Origin of the sequence: Oceanispirochaeta crateris (assembly GCF_008329965.1) — a bacterium.
In the GTDB taxonomy this organism is placed as follows: Bacteria; Spirochaetota; Spirochaetia; order DSM-2461; family DSM-2461; genus Oceanispirochaeta; species Oceanispirochaeta crateris.
The window spans coordinates 3,251,803-3,268,985 of the sequence record NZ_CP036150.1 but is presented as its reverse complement, the minus strand read 5'-3'; the positions used below and the strand labels follow the sequence as shown (position 1 = coordinate 3,268,985).

Annotated in this window: 19 protein-coding genes; 3 read left to right on the top strand and 16 right to left on the bottom strand. The window is 43.2% G+C overall.

Annotated elements, in window-relative coordinates; translation table 11 throughout:
• Positions 1-14 precede the first annotated feature (14 nt).
• Positions 15-1,052 carry a polyprenyl synthetase family protein gene (locus EXM22_RS14920; RefSeq protein ID WP_149487281.1) on the bottom strand — a complete coding sequence of 346 codons (1,038 nt, stop codon included), beginning with the start codon at positions 1,050-1,052 and terminating at the stop codon, positions 15-17.
• A 42-nt stretch (positions 1,053-1,094) separates the two neighbouring features.
• On the opposite strand from EXM22_RS14920, the gene EXM22_RS14915 reads away from it, so the two are divergent.
• Positions 1,095-1,715 carry an RlmE family RNA methyltransferase gene (locus EXM22_RS14915; protein WP_149487280.1) on the top strand — a complete coding sequence of 207 codons (621 nt, stop codon included), beginning with the start codon at positions 1,095-1,097 and terminating at the stop codon, positions 1,713-1,715.
• Here EXM22_RS14915 and EXM22_RS14910 read toward each other — a convergent pair.
• From EXM22_RS14910 to EXM22_RS14850, 13 genes are all read right to left on the bottom strand, one after another.
• Positions 1,658-3,178, bottom strand: coding sequence for a bifunctional diguanylate cyclase/phosphodiesterase (locus EXM22_RS14910; protein ID WP_149487279.1), 1,521 nt, complete (start codon positions 3,176-3,178; stop codon positions 1,658-1,660). The genes EXM22_RS14915 and EXM22_RS14910 overlap by 58 nt on opposite strands.
• A gap of 48 nt (positions 3,179-3,226) precedes the next feature.
• Positions 3,227-4,198 (bottom strand): DNA polymerase III subunit delta, encoded by a 972-nt coding sequence (gene holA, locus EXM22_RS14905; protein WP_149487278.1) that lies wholly within the window; start codon positions 4,196-4,198, stop codon positions 3,227-3,229.
• Entirely contained in the window at positions 4,191-4,793 is a 603-nt protein-coding gene (gene lexA, locus EXM22_RS14900) for a transcriptional repressor LexA (RefSeq protein ID WP_149487277.1), read from the bottom strand. Before lexA ends, holA begins: the two co-directional genes overlap by 8 nt.
• Positions 4,790-6,151: a sigma-54-dependent transcriptional regulator gene (locus EXM22_RS14895; RefSeq protein ID WP_149487276.1), complete on the bottom strand. Its 1,362-nt coding sequence runs from the start codon at positions 6,149-6,151 to the stop codon at positions 4,790-4,792. The genes lexA and EXM22_RS14895 overlap by 4 nt, the downstream gene beginning before the upstream one ends.
• Entirely contained in the window at positions 6,126-7,907 is a 1,782-nt protein-coding gene (locus tag EXM22_RS14890) for a sensor histidine kinase (protein ID WP_149487275.1), read from the bottom strand. The genes EXM22_RS14895 and EXM22_RS14890 overlap by 26 nt, the downstream gene beginning before the upstream one ends.
• Complete coding sequence (locus EXM22_RS14885) at positions 7,904-8,494, bottom strand: hypothetical protein (RefSeq protein ID WP_149487274.1); 591 nt, start codon at positions 8,492-8,494, stop codon at positions 7,904-7,906. Before EXM22_RS14885 ends, EXM22_RS14890 begins: the two co-directional genes overlap by 4 nt.
• Entirely contained in the window at positions 8,451-8,717 is a 267-nt protein-coding gene (locus tag EXM22_RS14880; RefSeq protein ID WP_149487273.1) for an HPr family phosphocarrier protein, read from the bottom strand. Before EXM22_RS14880 ends, EXM22_RS14885 begins: the two co-directional genes overlap by 44 nt.
• A gap of 3 nt (positions 8,718-8,720) precedes the next feature.
• Positions 8,721-9,710: an HPr(Ser) kinase/phosphatase gene (hprK, locus tag EXM22_RS14875; protein WP_149487272.1), complete on the bottom strand. Its 990-nt coding sequence runs from the start codon at positions 9,708-9,710 to the stop codon at positions 8,721-8,723.
• A gap of 157 nt (positions 9,711-9,867) precedes the next feature.
• Entirely contained in the window at positions 9,868-10,182 is a 315-nt protein-coding gene (hpf, locus tag EXM22_RS14870; protein ID WP_149487271.1) for a ribosome hibernation-promoting factor, HPF/YfiA family, read from the bottom strand.
• Positions 10,183-10,244: 62 nt separating this feature from the next.
• Positions 10,245-11,612, bottom strand: coding sequence for an RNA polymerase factor sigma-54 (rpoN, locus tag EXM22_RS14865; RefSeq protein WP_149487270.1), 1,368 nt, complete (start codon positions 11,610-11,612; stop codon positions 10,245-10,247).
• A 105-nt stretch (positions 11,613-11,717) separates the two neighbouring features.
• A complete protein-coding gene (gene lptB / locus EXM22_RS14860; protein ID WP_149487269.1) occupies positions 11,718-12,467 on the bottom strand; it encodes an LPS export ABC transporter ATP-binding protein in 750 nt (249 codons plus the stop codon).
• Positions 12,460-13,152, bottom strand: a complete 693-nt coding sequence (locus EXM22_RS14855) for an LptA/OstA family protein (RefSeq protein WP_149487268.1) — start codon at positions 13,150-13,152, stop codon at positions 12,460-12,462. The genes lptB and EXM22_RS14855 overlap by 8 nt, the downstream gene beginning before the upstream one ends.
• Positions 13,145-13,693 carry an LptA/OstA family protein gene (locus EXM22_RS14850; protein ID WP_149487267.1) on the bottom strand — a complete coding sequence of 183 codons (549 nt, stop codon included), beginning with the start codon at positions 13,691-13,693 and terminating at the stop codon, positions 13,145-13,147. The genes EXM22_RS14855 and EXM22_RS14850 overlap by 8 nt, the downstream gene beginning before the upstream one ends.
• 172 nt (positions 13,694-13,865) lie before the next feature.
• Here EXM22_RS14850 and EXM22_RS14845 point away from each other — a divergent pair, with 172 nt between their 5' ends.
• On the top strand, positions 13,866-14,684 hold the full coding sequence (locus EXM22_RS14845; RefSeq protein ID WP_149487266.1) for a CheR family methyltransferase: 819 nt from the start codon (positions 13,866-13,868) through the stop codon (positions 14,682-14,684).
• A 16-nt stretch (positions 14,685-14,700) separates the two neighbouring features.
• On the top strand, positions 14,701-15,822 hold the full coding sequence (locus EXM22_RS14840) for a protein-glutamate methylesterase/protein-glutamine glutaminase (RefSeq protein WP_149487265.1): 1,122 nt from the start codon (positions 14,701-14,703) through the stop codon (positions 15,820-15,822).
• A 7-nt stretch (positions 15,823-15,829) separates the two neighbouring features.
• Here the strand turns inward: EXM22_RS14840 and EXM22_RS14835 are convergent, their stop codons facing one another.
• Positions 15,830-16,297, bottom strand: coding sequence for a SoxR reducing system RseC family protein (locus tag EXM22_RS14835; RefSeq protein WP_149487264.1), 468 nt, complete (start codon positions 16,295-16,297; stop codon positions 15,830-15,832).
• Positions 16,275-17,087 (bottom strand): TIGR00282 family metallophosphoesterase, encoded by an 813-nt coding sequence (locus EXM22_RS14830; RefSeq protein WP_149487263.1) that lies wholly within the window; start codon positions 17,085-17,087, stop codon positions 16,275-16,277. Before EXM22_RS14830 ends, EXM22_RS14835 begins: the two co-directional genes overlap by 23 nt.
• Positions 17,088-17,183 lie beyond the last annotated feature (96 nt).

Here is a 17,183-nt window from a genome sequence, read left to right as displayed (position 1 = left end):
ATCAAAGCATTTTCTTAACGAAAGGATTCAATTATTCTGCACTGCAGTTCCCGGGATGCGGATTCTGGAAAAAGTTCTCTCAACTCTGAAGCAGATTCTCCCAGCATTGAAAGGGCCATCTCTTCAGCGCGGGCAATGGACCCCGAGTCCTCGAGTACGCCAATGGCCTCTTCCACCTCTCGGGAGCCTTCTTTGATCCCCTTCTCGGCAGCCGCCTCCATTAAAGATGAGAAATGACCGATTTTTTCTTGATGACTCTGATAATACAATATAACAGGAAGACTTTTCTTGCCTTCCACGATGTCATCTCCACGATCTTTCCCCGGGTTTCCAGTTGTAAGATTTTTGACGTCATCTAGGATTTGAAAGCCAACTCCGGCCTTTTCCCAGCTTTCTGCTGCTCCTTCACAAAGAGCCTTAGCCCCTCCTCCAATGAGAGAACCCGAATAGGCGGCAAAGCGAGCCAGAGCTCCGGTTTTAAAACGGCACATTTGAAGATAAACAGGGACTTCCGGGACAATGTCATGATTATTATGCCACTGAATATCCAGACCCTGGCCGAAATGCAGCCTCCTGAGGCTCTCACAATAGCTGTCCAATATGGAAAATTTCAGAGAATCATCGCCACTGGCTTTCCGAACAAGAGAGGTGGCATTGAACATCATCAATGTTCCTGTATTGATGGCCAGATCTTCACCAAATAACAGATGGACGGCCGGTTTTCCCCGACGCTCTACAGATTTATCTTCTATATCATCCACAATGAGGCTTCCATTATGAGCCATCTCAACAAGAGGAGTCAGGGGATAAACATCCTCAGCTTTCCCTCCGGCCGCTTCACAGCACAGAACCATGACAAGAGGACGCCACCGTTTCCCGCCCCGTCGCAGCAGCTCCAAACCGGGAGCATGGAAGTGATCAATCATACCCGGAGGAACCGGACTGAAAAGAGAGTCCGTCATGGAAGGAAGCCATTCCCGGGTAGCCTTCTCGGGCATGAGAGTAAAAAGCGCCTCTTCAATTTTTTCTAATCTCTGACTATACTGATCCATGTTTTATACCTCGCCTTATTCATTATAGAAGGAGTACCCGCCATGTCCAACAGGAGCCGTCCTGATTTCTATGCTCAAAAAGCCAAAAAAGAAGGTTTTATGGCCCGTTCAGTATACAAGCTGGAAGAGATTCAATCTAAAAACCGCCTCATCAGGCCCGGAGACCGAGTTTTGGACGTTGGGGCCTCACCAGGTAGCTGGACACAGTACTGCCTCCGCCTGCTCAAGGGTCAGGGAATGGTTGTCGCGGCGGACTTAAAACCTCTGGGGCAGTTTAAAGCAAAAGGGGAACTCCATTTTATCCAGGGAGATGTCTTCTCAGCCGAAGTCAGAGAGAGCCTTTCAGAACTAGGGCCATTTGATGTCATCATAAGCGATGCGGCTCCTTCTACATCTGGAAACAGACTGATGGATACGAGACGCTCCTACAACCTTGTTGAGCAGATCCTCGACTTTGCCTTGATCTGGCTCAAACCGGGAGGAAACTTTACGGTCAAGGTATTTCAGGGAGGCGATGAATCAGAGATTTTTGACAGAATGAAAGACTCATTTGAACAAGTCAAAAAATTAAAACCTAAGGCCGTACGGAAAGAGTCTTTTGAATACTACTTTATTGGATTGGGGAAAAAGGAATTCTCAGATACCTCTGGAATAGAAGAATGATTTTTTTTACCGAAAGAACCGGGCATTGGAACTCCCAGATAATACCCCTGTGAAAAATCAATTCCCAGGGAACACACAGTTTCGTATATTTCTTTAGAGTGAACATACTCTGCAATGGTTCTTATACCGGTTCTCTTGGCAAAACCAACAATGGTTTCGGCAATGATCATTGCATTTTTATCATGATCCAGATTTCGGATAATGGACGCATCTATTTTGATATAATCGGCCTCCAGAGCCATCATATAATTGAAGTTGGAATACCCTGTGCCAAAATCATCCAGGGCAATTGAACATCCGTAATCCTTTACCATGCGTACAAACTCAAGGACCTCTGGAATACCCTCAATACTCTCACTTTCGAGTATTTCAAAACTGATTCGGGGCGCTTCTTTCCAGTGATTATCCAAAATTCTTTTAATAAAAAGGACGGTGTCTCTGTTTTGTATGTCTTCTACAGAAATATTAAAACTATAATCCATAAAGGAGTTCTTCATCTCCCTGATGATTTTCCTCAGCATAATGCGTGAAAGAGTCGGATACAAGCGAGATCTTCTCGATATTTTGAGAAAGGTATCCGGATAAATCACCTCTTCTCTATCATCAATGATTCTGATAAGGCTCTCATATTTCTCTATATTTCCGGTTTTATTATTGACGATCGGTTGAAAATAGGGAACGACACGATCTTCTTTGATCGCTTTTTTCACCTCATGAGTCCAATAAATATTGTCTTCATACTCCCGGGGAATATCCATGGAGTGATGGTATAGCAGAAAAGGGACCCTCCTTTCCTTGGCCTTTTTCAAGGCCATGTCTGCCTGAGCCAGAATTCCAGGAGTCCGGAGACTCGGCTGCTCTATCTGGTCCTTACCAATAACGGATGCAATGCCAACAGTAATGGTGATGGTAATCTCTGCATCATTTACCTGAAAAGGATAGTCATTCACTATCTCGATAATGACTTCTGCAACTCTGAGAATCCGGTCTTCCCCTAAGGAGAAATTAAAAAGAAAGGCAAACTCATCAATTTCAAGCTTGTAGAGTTCCACCCCTTCAAATAGTCGGGAATGAGATGATTGTGTCAGACTGCGAAGACGTTTTGCCAGAGAAAAAATAACTGCATCACCAACATTGTTTCCATAGAAATCATTGACTTCTTTGAAGGAATCTATGTTGATGAGGAAGAGAACGAGGTCATTCTGGTGGGCTTCAAGGCGCAGTTTTTCTCTATTGGGAAGCCCGGTTCTTCTGTCAAAATAAATTTTTTCAATAAGACGTTCACGGTCTTTGTTTAAATTTCTGAAATAAAAACGGCTAAAAGGATAGGAGATAAGTACAGTTAAAAAAATTTGGGGAATCAGAACGATTGTAGAAACACTGTAATAAACATTCAAAAAGATGAGTACAAACAGCATGAGATAATAAATTAATATGATCAGCGGCTTGATGAATCTCTTCATAATTTAAATTTCATTTTAAAGGAATTTAAAAGAGCCCTTTTTAAGGGACTACACATTTCCTTTAAGAGATCGAATTAGAAAGAGTTGAAAAGATACAATCTGCATACCCTTCTTCAGTTCTCTCATGTTCCGGTCTAAAATCTCTCCCTCCCGCTGAACTCTTTCCAATTCTTTTAAACCAAATTTTCTGAGACCGTCTCCGGTTACTTTCTGATTTTTTTTCCCTCGGACTTCATACATCTGAAATGCAGTCTGTAAAGTTTCACCTTCGGCAAGTGCTGTCTTAACCTTGAGGACTCTTCTGATTTGTCTCATGAGCCCAGAAAGGAGATATATGAGATCAATTTCTCCTGAGAGTGTTATTTTTGAAAAGACCTCAAGGGTTCCCGCAAGATCTTTAAGCAACATCTTCTCAAATAGAGTAAAAACATTCTCTTCTTTACTGTGATATACAAAGTTATCAATGTCTTCAACCTGTATGAGATCACCAATATTAAAATAAAAGGACAGTTTCTGGCAGGCTTCCCGGAGATCGGCCGTATTATTTTCAACCATCTCAAGGAGAATATTCACGGCTGTCGGCTCAATTTTCATTCCCTGGTCGGCAAAGTATTTCTGAACCCAGCCCATCTTTTGATTATCAAACATTTCCCAGAAAATTTTCTTTTCACTCCCAGGAACAAGGGCTGTCAGCCTCTTATCAACGCTGATAGAATCACTCAAAAAAACAAGAGTCACATCTTCTGGCAGATTCTTACAAAATTGGGCCAACATTTTCAAATCAGCGGCTTTTTTTATCTCTTCACAGTTTAAAATCACAGCCAATTTATGGGATGAAAAAAGAGAGCCGTTCCGGAGGATAGAGATGATCTGGCTCATGTCTGTATCGAAGGGATAAAAACGATGGGATTCTGGAGCTTCACCGTGCTTCTTTTTCAAAGCCTTTTTGAGATTATCCAGGTATTGGTCTTTTTGTCCCTTCTCAGGACCTAAAAGCATGTGGAGTTGTTTTTCAGCCATATTGCCTAATGATTGTAATTAATTTTCCAAGGATTCTGACATCTTGAGTAAAGATAGAAGGATAAGCCGGATTTTCAGCCTGGAGACGAACCCTATTTTTCTCTTTATAAAAGCGTTTCAGAGTGACCGCATCATCAACCATTGCCACAATAATTTCGCCATTATCAGCCAGAGGCTGCTGAATGAATACAGCCAGATCCCCATCCAGGATACCCGCTCCGGTCATACTCTCACCCTGAACCCTCAGGGCAAATAGATTTCCCTGTTTTAACACATCGGCGGGGAGAGAGACGAATCCATCATGGTTCTCTTCTGCAAAAAGCGGAAGACCGGCGGCGACTCTTCCCAGAATCGGGATTTTCCTATGTTCTTCACTTTCCTCTACTTCCGGAGTCAGCGTTATAGCCCTAGATTTATTATGACTGATGGCAATGACTTCTTTTTTCTCCAGGGCCTTCACATGGTCATAGGCTCCTTTGACAGAAATACTGAAATTTCTTCCGATTTCCCGGATAGAGGGAGGATATTGATTCTCTTGGATATACGTCCGGATAAAATCCAGAATCTCACCCTGTCGTTTTGTCAAAGTTTTCATTTTATTATTTCCAGACCATATTTTTTTATCTTACTGTGCAGGTTACTGGGATAGATTCCAAGATCCTGAGCAGTTTTGGATATATTATACCCGTTTGTCTCCAACCTGTCCTGTAGCAAGATCTGTTCAAACTCATCACGGGCTTCATTGAGCTTCATATTTCCGAATTTTTCAAGAAGAGGCGACTTTCGGGATCTCTTCTGTTCTCCCAGAAACTCCATCACCGATTCTCTGGATATGATGTCCCCTTCCGACATGATACTAATTCTTTCAATAAAATTTTTCAATTCCCGTATATTTCCAGACCAGGGGAAGTGGGTCATTTCTTCCAGGCCTTCGGCAGAAATACTTCGGGGGTTCTGGCCAGCCGGTGTAAAGAGCTTCATAAAATGCTTCACAAGCAGAGGGATGTCCTCAACCCTCTCATTGAGGGAAGGAACATGGATAGGAACAACATTGAGCCTGAAATAGAGGTCTTCCCTGAAGCGGCCGTCCTCGATCTCTCTCATGATATCTTTATTGGTAGCAGAGATGACACGGACATCCACTGAAACCTGTTCTGTTCCGCCAATTCGATCGAATTTCATCTCCTGGATGGCACGTAACACCTTAGCCTGAGCTCCCAGAGACATATCGGCAACTTCATCCAGAAAAAGAGTTCCGCCGTCTGCCAGCTCAAACTTTCCTTTTTTTAATCTGGCGGCACCGGTAAAGGAGCCCTTTTCATGACCAAAGAGTTCACTCTCAATCAGATTTTCGGGTATCGCCGCACAATTGACTTCTATAAAGGGTTCATGCCTCCGGGAACTGTTGTTATGGAGAGCCCGGGCCACCAGCTCTTTTCCCGTACCATTGTCCCCCAGAATCATGACTCTGGCCTCTGAATCGGCACTCTGTTTAATAATGTCCCGGATCTGTCTGATTTCGGCACTTTCTCCGACCATCTGATCATCAGGCACAGCTGTGGTTTTTAGAGAACGGTTCTCTTTTCTCAGTTTTTCAAGTTCCAGAGCATTTCTACTCAGCGTGAGAACCCGGGTCATATCCAAGGGCTTTTCTAGAAAATCAAAGGCTCCCATTTTGATGGCTTTAACAGCCAGATCGACATTGGCATGTCCGGATATGATAAGAACTGAAACAACAGGATACTCTTCGCGTATGACTTTCAGCACATCGATTCCACCCATCTTGGGCAACCAAATATCCAGAAAAACAAGATCCACTGGTTCGGTCTTCATCATCCGAAGACCTTCAACACCGTCGGGAGCTTCCAGGATTTCATACCCTTCATCACTCAGTATATCATTTAGAACTTCTCTGACAGAGGGTTCATCATCTATGATCAGTATCTTTTCCATACAACTCCTCATAAGGAAGATCCAGGTAAAATGTAGTCCCCTCTCCCGGCACAGACTCAACCCAGATACGGCCTTTATGATCGTGAATGATCCTTTCTACTATGGAAAGGCCCAGGCCTGTACCATCTTCTCTTGTCGTAAAATAGGGATTAAAAACTTTATCCTGCATCTCATCGGGGATTCCGGGGCCAGAATCAGAAACCTGTATCCTACAGTAAACAGAATAACCCTTCTTCACAAGATCTGCTCTTAATATGATGACTCCATCTCCATCAATAGCCTGCAGAGCATTGGATATTAGATTCTGAAATACCTGCCTGATCTGTCCCTGATCCGCATGAATATAAAGGTTTTCCTGAAGGTCATCCATATGAAAAACGACTCCAGGATTTGATTCTTCAAGAACCTCAACGATAGAATAAAGAAACTTTCTGAGATTCAGATCTTCCATCGCAGGGGGCTTTTGCCTCGCAAATTCACGAAATTCCGTGAGGAGGCTGTTCAAATTATCAACCTCAACAAGGATCCGATTCATTCCTTTACGAATGACCTCTTGTGGGATTTCATCATCGTCCAGTCTGGCCAGTACTCTCTGGGCATATAACCTGATAGGAGTCAGTGGATTCCGAATCTCATGAGCCAGTCTCTGGGCAATATCCTGCCAGGCCGAAACCTTTTCTGTTTGTAGGGTTTCCCGGCGGGAAACTTCAAGCTCTTTCACCATGGAATTGAAGGAATCCGAGAGGAAGGAAAAATCATCCTTCTCCCGGCTCAAGAGTCTGTAGGAATAATCTCCCTGGGCAACCCGCCTTGTTGCATCTTCCAATCCCAGAAATGGCTTGATCATACGTTGACTAATCACCAAGGCCACAACAAATCCCAAAAAGAGCATGGGAACAAGAAATATAGCATAAAACAGAAAGAGACCGATCCTGAAAAGTTGATCATACTCTTCAAACTGTTTGAATTTTTCGATAACCTGGGTCAAATTCCGGGCGTGTTCATCGAATTCCCGGGGAATCGTTCTATAAAGCACAACCCTGTAGGGAATACCACTAACCTGCATCTCCTTCATATAACCAAGAATACTAAAGTCGGGAACGGTTCTCTTTGGTATAAGACCGGGACTGATGAGTTCTAAATCGTCTCTCGAATAGGTCAACCTGGGATCTCCAAAGACAAACAAATCATCGGGAGAGAGAAGCTGAACCCCTTCAATCAAGGGAAACTGCGACTTCAGCTCCTTCCACACTCTCTCGGGAGACTGGGAGACCCTGGAAACGGAGAGGGAAAAATAGGGGCTGTTTCCAATGTCGACCAACTCCCTATTGAGATCAGAATAATATTCCAGGGCAATCTCCAGCCCACTATCCAGGGCAATGCCCACATCGGGACCAAACCATCTGTTAAAAACCATTTCGACAAAACGCAGGGAAAGGACTGTCTGGGGAAGGGATACCAAAAAGATGATAAGAAATATCAAAAGGACAAGACGCAGCCTAAAGCGATAGGTCGAGTGCTTTGTTCTCACCTTGCGCCAGACATAGATAAAACTGTATCCAAGGGAAAAAATAAGGATTAATGGTATAGCCAGTAAGAGGATAAGAGAAATACCATCTTCACCAATTGTATTCTGGTCCATTCCACCCAGGATGCTGGAAGAAAAAACGAGGATTAAAACAATCACAAGAAGGTAGAGAAGAACAACAGTCATCACACTATTTTGGAGGAACTCTCTCAACGCCGGGAATTTCAACGATTTCCCTCCAGTGGTACAGTATTCCAGGAGCCCTGCCTGACATACTTACCCGGCAGGAGGTAAAGGATGCTGAAAGGCGGTACCAATTTTTTATATATGATTTTCTCTCTTGCTTTAATAAGCGGAATTGAATCTTTGGAGAGGATGGGCCCGGATGAATAGGTCAGCAGACCCGAAAAGTCCGAAAAAAAACGCTCCCAGTCCCGGTAAACATTCACTTCCCGCCCATCCAGGAGTAATATATAGTCGCCGGTGATCTGATCTCGAAAACCTGTCTTCCTGACATGGATTTCCAGATTATCCGCACCCATAAAAAGAGAGGAACCCCTCTGCTGAATCCGGAATTTAATATAGATTTCAGCCTGATGTCCATTATTAATATTATTTCGAATCAGTTGTTCAGGGATAGACTCCGGATGATAATAAAAAAGAAGCCCACCCTCATCTCCAATGCTGTAAGAAGCCGAAAATGACTCCTTACCAGAGACAGGGACTGCTGATAGGGTCAGAATCAATACAATAAAGACCCCCGAGACAGATTCAATCCTCTTCAAACCTGCTTTCAAAAAGGGCCAACAACGCATCAAGTGCTCCCTGCTCATCCGGACCTTCGGCGGTAATAACCACCTCGGTATCATATCCGGCACCCATTGTCAGAATACCCATAATGGACTTGGCATTTATTTTTTCAGTTCCCATTTCAATGAAAACCGATGAATCAAACTGTGAGGCAGTCTGCACAATTAAAGCTGCCGGTCTGGCATGCAACCCTGCTCTATTTTTAACTAGCGTATTTTTCTGAACCATTCTTTAATCCTGCTTAGTAAGATAATTATCCTGATACATCTTCCTGGCATTATCACTTTCCAGCATCTGAATCAGATTTTTATTAAATTCTTTAGCCGCATAATGACCTTTATGTTTCAATCGTTCATTTAATGCCGCGGTTTCGATGATCACCGGAATATTCCTGCCCGGTTTGACAGGGATATTAAAAGTGGGGATCTTCACTCCCAGTATATCAGATGTAAGATCCACTGTACCAAGTCGATCATAATTTTTTGAAGAATCCCATTCTTCCAGATTAATGACCATCTGTACCTGCTTTCTGTCACGAATACCCCGAACTCCAAAAATCTGGGAGACATTAATGATTCCCAACCCCCGGATCTCCATATGATGCCCCAGAATACGGTCGTCACTGTAACCCATAATGATCTTTCCGCTGAGGCATTTTAAAAGGACCGAATCGTCTGAGATCAATCGATGCCCCCGTTCCAGCAGCTCCAGAGCAGTCTCACTCTTCCCAACGCCGCTATCTCCCTTTATAAGGACTCCCATCCCGAATACTTCAACCAGTACGGCATGCTGTTTTTCCTGTGGGGCCAGAATATCCCCCAAGGTTCTTATAATCCTGACAGAGAACTCATTGGATGGCAGCGGAGTTTGAAGAACCGGGATTCCGGCCTTTTCGGCCACAGCAAGAAACCAGTCTGCAGGTGTCATATCCCGGCAAAACACACAAAAGGGAATGGGGAAGGAAAACAGCTTTTCCACTGAAGAAAAGTCTCCTTTTTTTTCCATTTCCTTTAAATATTCATGCTCGGCAGCACTGAAAACCTGAACTCTCTGAGGAGCAAAGGTTTTGAAAAAACCAGTCAAAGCCAAGCCTGGTCGGTTTAATTCCATATGATCAATTGTTTTTACCAGACCTTTCCTTCCGGCAAGACATTTGAGTTTTAACGCGTTATAGTCATGCAGATCCAGATCCAGAAGATCCAGGACTGTAAATTTACCCAACAGGTTCCTCAACTTTCTCCGAATACATCGGGAACTTTGATTTTATCTTCTATTTCGTGAAAATTCTACTCTTTTTTAGAATTACAAAGTACCGCCTAGACAGAAAAAAGGCCCTCTCTAAGCAGAGAGGACCTCAATATAGGATAATTAATCAAAACTAGATGCTAGGTTTCTCAGTAGCATGTTCCTGAATTTTTTCTTTTTCCTTCGTGGCTTTATGCTCCATTTTATCAAACATAATATCGATTGCTTTATGCAGGTCCCTATCTTCAACCTTGACATGGCTATTCTGTCCCCAGCGAAAATGGGCGTCTGATGAAGCAGTATACAGACCCTTGGGGTCTCTGAATAAAGTGATATGGAAGTCTACAATCAGTTCTTCCACATGTTTCAGCCTTTTCAGCTTTTTATCCACATACTCCCTTGTTTTGTCAGATACATCAAAATGAACACCTTTAAGCTCTACAGTCATAGTAGCCTCCTATCAAGTGACGCCATATTGAAATCACGGCACCAAGATCAAAATATAAATTATTACCGCTTGAAGGATGAGCCCAATGCAAGTTCTTTTCTGTACTTGGCAACAGTCCTCCTAGCAATACTAATTCCTTTTTTACTCAAAAGATCAGAAATCTTCTGATCTGACAGCTTCTGTTCCTCAGAAGATTCAGCAATGATCTCGCGGATAACCTCTTTCACTCCCTCTTTGGAAAACTTTGATCCACCGGAGCCTGCTCCAGAAATGGAATTGGTAAAAAAGTGTTTCAGTTCGTAGATTCCCCATTCGGTCTGAACATATTTATTCGTGGTGATCCTTGAAACAGTGGCTTCGTGGACTCCGATCTCACCGGCGACATCTTTCAGAGTGAGAGGATTCAGGTATTTTGGACCTCTTCTGAAGAATTCTCTTTGAAACTCAAGGATGGCCGTAGCCGTCTTAAGCAAAGTCATATTTCTTTGATTGATGCTGCCAATAAACCATCGGGCATCACGGACCCGTCCGTTCACAAACTGTTTGACCTTTTTGTCCTCGCCAACTCCTCCCTCTTGAATGTCTTCGAAAAAAGAATTGATGCGCAGAACCGGAATTTCCTCATCATTAAGGACGATTACAAACTCACCATCTTTCTTCCGGACAATCAAATCCGGTATCACATAATTATAAGAACTCTGAGAGTAGATACTGCCAGGATAAGGATCCAGAGATTTCAGAAACTCCATGATTCCATCCCAACGTTCTCTGCTGATCTTCAGCTGTCTTATAATTTCATTATATTTCTCTTTCTCGAGCAATTCCATTAAATCGGTCAGAACCTTGTCCACTTCAACGGGCATATCCTCTCTGAGATGAGCCTGAATGAGCAAAGACTCCCTATGATCGGCTGCGCAGACACCAAGGGGATCAAAGCCCTGAATCAATAGCATCATCTTCTCTAGAATATCCCGATCTTCCTCCCGAACCAGAGTCCTGGGAGGCTCCATGTGAAATCCATTCCCATCCAAATTACTGATGAGAAGCTCACCAATACGATTCTCTTCCTCAGAAAGAACAGTCATATGCAGCTGCCAGAGAAGATGATCCTGAAGAGATTCTCCGCGGGAAATAGCTCCTTCGAGGAATTTCCGCTTTGTATCTTCCCCTGTTACGGTTCCCCGTTGATATCCCGGGTCCGAGGAATTCTCAAAAGGATCAAACTCATCACTTTTCTTAGGAGTCATATCGTCCAGGGTTGCGGCCTTCGAAGATTCAACTTCTTCAAGAGCAGGATTTTTCTCAACCTCTTCGGCAATTTTCTGTCTGAGATCCTGAATGGGCAAAGCCATCAGCTGTATGGATTGATACATCTGAGGACTCATTTTAAGGCGTTGTTCCTGTGATATGACGGTTCTTTGAACCTGCAAAAGGACCTCCGTTTAACTCAACATCTATTTTACAGAACTACAAGAGAAATTGTAGCATTATTACGATTTTAAGCAAGAACTTAGAGACAGAGAGTTTATGTTTGATTACATCGTAAAATCTTTCCCCAGATAAATTGTCCGGGCCAGCTCACTGTCCAGAAGCTCTTCCTTATTCCCACTAACAATGATTTCGCCCAGATTTGTTATGTATGATCTATGGGTAATGGTAAATGTGTCTCGAACGTTATGGTCTGTAATGAGAATACCGATGCCTCTGGCAGAGAGCTGTTCAATGATTCTTTTTATCTCATAAACGGCAATGGGATCTATGCCGGCAAAGGGTTCATCCAAAAGCAGAAACCGGGGATCCGTTGCCAGAGACCGGGCAATCTCGGTTCGCCGCCGCTCTCCGCCGGAGAGGGTAAAAGCCTTCTGATAACGAACTTTCTGAATTCCCAAGTCTTCAATAAGGTCTTCCATTTTTTCTTTCTTTTCAAGCTTACTAAGATCATCACGGGTCTCAAGGATTGCCCAGATATTATCTTCTACTGTCAATTTCCGAAAAACAGAGGGCTCCTGGGGTAGGTAGGAAATTCCAAGACGGGACCGTCTGAACATAGGCTCATTGGTAATATCTATATCATCTAAGAGGATACGGCCGGCAGTGGCTTTGATAAACCCTGCAATAATATAAAAACAGGTGGTTTTACCGGCTCCATTCGGGCCGAGGAGGCCTACGATTTCTCCCTGATGCATCGTAAAGCTCATTGTTTTTACAGCAATCTTCTTACCATATACTTTTTTTACATTATCAACCTGAAGAGATTTAGTAGTAGAGACTTTAGGGTCACTCATCACCATCCTCCCGGGATGTATCCTCTAGAATCTCTGAAGTATTTTCTTCTGAGTCTTCATCTTCATTGTTTTTGGACAAAAGAGATCCCTCAACAACACCTTCCATACGGATTTCATCTGTATTAAGATCCACTGTTATCCGAGAGGCCCTGAAAACATCATCTTGTCTATAAACTACTGGCAAACCCGTCAGCTCAAGCATATTCCTGTCACGATAATACACGGCAAACTCACTCCGACAGGCTAAATCCTCTTTTAGAATTCGAACCCCCCCCTGAAGGATTATAATGTCTTCATTTTCACGATTTTCAAGATAACTGCATTTGATGATCATATTGTTTTCCCGATCTTCCATCATAGAAGGACCGGTAATCCTGATAATACGGTTATCATTATCATAATGAAATATTTCTGAAGTGAGGGTGAAGTTCTTTTCCAGATCCCGGACCTCAACATCCCCTTCACAGATAAAAAACTGAAAATCTTTTCCAAGGATTTCAACCCGGTCTGCCTTTATCTCTTTCTTCTCCGACCGAACAAGAACATTCCCTTCTAAAAGAGTATTTTCCCGACCTTCCGCCATGACCGACTTCAAAAAATCACTTGAGAAACTGTATTGCTCGGCCTGAAGGAAATTGAAAGAGATGAGAACAAGAAAAAGAACAAGGATGACCTTCTTATTCATCTTGGCTCCCAGATTCCAGAGAACCACGAACTCCCGAGGAAAAAACCGTTGTATTTGTATATAAATCTGCCACGAATTTCTTCCCGACTAGAAGAGATCCATTATCCATCGTAATGGCAACCTCGGTGTCCCCTAGGCTTGAAAGTTCTCTTTTTTCATCTAGCCAGCTCAATTTTTCTGCCTCGACAGAGGCCTCATTCCGCAAAGAATATCCATAGATTTGCCCCTCAATGATGGCGTCCTGATTATCTGAAATAAGAAGATATTCGGCTTGTCCCGTTGTGATAATATCCCGGGTAGAACCATATTCTTTAAACACAAACTCCATTAATTCAGTTTCTTCCCGATTTTCCCAGACCACGGCTTCCCTGGCTTCAAAACTCACCCTGGGTTGCCCGCCCTGGACCTGAACTCTTTTAACTCCGTAGAGCCTGGAAGTAGGAATGGATTCATCCAATGTCTCGCTGACGGATGTATCATATTCCAGAGAGCAGGAAATACAGAACAGGGCGACTAATGCATAAAAGATTATCTTTTTCACGTTCAGGAAATTATGGTTTTATAAGCTCCCGCTGTCAATCAACCAGCTGTGGAAAACAAGGACTCTTTACGATCGGGTAGATCCTTGGAAAAAAGTTCAATTTCTTTTAATATGTTGACAGCACGGAATACTGAGAATTAGACTCTTAGGTAAGCCAAAGGACGGAAAATATATGTCAGACTTCTTGAGTGACTCTGATTTCACGAGGATCAGAGATCTCATATATAATGAGAGCGGTATTCATTTCTCTGATTCAAACAGAACGATTCTTGAAAGTCGCTTGAAGGAGCGGCTGAAACTACAGAATTTGGAGAGCATTGGAGAGTACTATAAATCACTGACCAAAAGTGACAACGAATTGAAAGATTTTCTGGACTCTGTCACTACAAATCTGACCCGTTTTTTTAGAAATCAGGCTCATTACGATACATTTATTAACTATGTAATTCCCGATCTAGTAGAGCGAAAAAGACAGAGCGGTGATAAAAAAATATCCATATGGAGCGCCGGATGTTCTACAGGAGAAGAACCATATACAAATGCCATGGTTCTTAAGGAACATCTTCCACCGGACTTTAAAATAGAAGTGATCGCTTCTGACCTCAGCCTTAAATCGTTGATGAAAGCAAAGGAAGGTCTCTATTTAAAGAGTAGAGTCACCGGAATACCAGATAATTATTTGAACAAATACTTCACAGAAGAAGATAATAGCTATAGGGTAAAGCCGGAAATCGTAAAACTTATAAAATTTGATTATCATAACCTGAAATTCGGGAATGATATGAGGAACTTGGATATAGTTTTCTGCAGAAATGTCTTAATTTACTTTGACGAGCCTGCCCAGAAAAATGTGATTGATAACTTCTGGAATTCTATGGCACCACATTCCTATTTATTTATAGGCCATTCCGAATCACTTTTCGGAATGGATACTCAGTTTAAGTTCATAAAAACAGACTGGGCTTGCATCTACGGTAAAATACAGAACTAAATCAAGAGGGACATCCGTGTCAGAGAATAAAATTGCAGTGCTGGTCGTCGACGATTCAGCGTTGATGAGAAATATCATATCCCGGCTGATCGAAAAAGACAGCGCTCTAGAGGTCGTAGGGACGGCCATGAACGGCCAGTTTGGCTTGACCAAAATTCCCCGGTTAAATCCTGATGTCATTGTTCTGGATCTTGAAATGCCTGAGATGAATGGCATTGATTTCCTCAAAGAGATGCATAGCCGGGGGCACAAGATTCCCGTTGTAATTCTTTCATCCATAGCCAAAAAAGGAGCCCGGGTCACCATGGAGGCTCTGGCTCTGGGAGCATCCGATTTTATAACAAAACCCAGCGGATCTGCCTCGGATGAACTAGAGAAAGTGGGTGACCATCTTGTTACGGTTCTTAAAGCCTATGGAAGTGATTACAGAAGAAAACATGGCAACTCGATTCCCCCTCTCGCTGTTGAACAGGCAATACCCCAGCAAACATTCACCCGGACATCAGAGAGATCCGGTTTTAAACAGGACGACTGGGACAGAAGCAGCCCCGAAAGAGAACCGGAAAGGCCGGAAATCATTGCCATTGGCATTTCTACTGGTGGTCCGAATGCTCTAAGAAAGGTTTTTGCCGAATTGGATCCGAATCTATCGGTTCCCATTGTTGTTGTTCAACATATGCCCGCAGGTTTCACAAGGGAGTTTGCTGCCAGCCTTGATAGAATCTGCCCTCTGGAAGTAAAGGAAGCCGCCGAAGGAGATATTGTCCGGGCAGGTCGTATATTAATAGCTCCCGGAGATGCCCATATCTCTATCGAGAAGAAATCTCTGGCATCGATGATTCACCTTCATGATTCGGAATTGATTAACGGTCATAAGCCTTCTGCAGGAGTTCTGTTTAACTCCATCGCCAAAGAGTTCAGGAACAAATCCATTGCCGTCATCATGACCGGAATGGGAAAGGATGGAGCCAGAGAAATCGGAAATATATTCAGAGAAGGCGGGATGACAATTGCACAGGATTCTAAATCCTGTATTGTCTATGGGATGCCCCGTGTTGCAGTAGAACACAATTATATCCGGAAAATCGTCTCACTAGACGATATGGCTCAGACAATTTGTACACTGGCTGAAGGTTAAATCAGACTCAGCCGCAGCCCTTACAGGATTTACAGGCATCATGGCACTCCATGAATACTTTCATATCCTCAATGGTCATCTTTCTTTGGATAACAGGGAGTTCTCCGGCACCTTTCAATTTGCGCATTAGAATATTCACACTCATCCCTGCACACAGACCAAGGACTCCCGCCAGAAACAGGATCACTTCCACTGATGTCAAAAAGGTGGCCAGTCCATAAAAAGCCAAAAACCCCAGTAATGGGAGCATAAAGATCATAAAGGCGGCGATGATTGACGACTTAGGGTCTACAAGAATCTCTACCATATCTCCCTTTGACAGTGTGAAGGATTCTGGGTTTTTTGCCGGGAAACAGCGTTCCTTGACTTTCCAGAAGGATCTTGAGGATTTTGACTTGTCCGCCTTTGGATTAGGGTATCGGACTAAAACAGTACTGTCGCTTCTTATTTCTTCAACGATTGTTGGTTGTATCATCGGGTTTCTCCATACAGGGTATTCTTAGTGTTTCTATGCTCCTGGCGTTTCCTTGATCATCAAGATCCAGGACAACGCCCTGCATCTCCAGTTGATCCCAGGCATCTCTTGATCTTTCTGGAATTTGTGTCAGGAATTTTTTAATTTCCACATCCATCTCCAGGCCTCCAACAGAATGAAGGCTTCCACAACGTCCGGCATCGGTGATCATGGCAGTTCCCTTTTTCATTATAGAGGCATCTGCTGTGATAGCCTTAGTTCCTGTCCCAATCATAGCACTGACCTGGCCATCAACAATATAGGAAAGAGTCTGTCTTTCTGCAGTTGTTGTGGCATGAAAGTTGATAACGATATGAGGCGTTGTCTCTTTCACACGCTTAATCAGTTCTGTTACATAGGAGAACGGGTTGGATAAATGGACCCGCTGGTAACCGGATTGGCCAAGAAGGTTTATGATAGCAATCTTCTGTTCTCCTACATTATAGATGCCCCATCCCCTCCCCGGACTTCCGGGAGGATAGTTCGCAGGTCTAATCAAAAAGGAGGCTTTGGGAATGAATCCGACCATGTCTTTTTTATAAAAGACGCACTCTCCCGATGTGAAAGCATCAATCCCCAGTTTCTTTAGGTAAAGGGAATGATTCATACCCATACCGAATCCACCGGTAACACCATTCCCATTGGCAACCACAAAATCGAGATTCTTTTCTACTTTAAGTTTGGGGAGCAATTTTTTGACAGTAAAAACACCGGCTTTACTGACAATCTCTCCTATAAATAAGACGCGCATGACTCTTAAAATACTCAATTATTCAAAGGAAAACAATTGCTAATACAAGGCAATTTGAAGATTGATTTTTCAATGAAAAAAGCATGTTGACAAAAA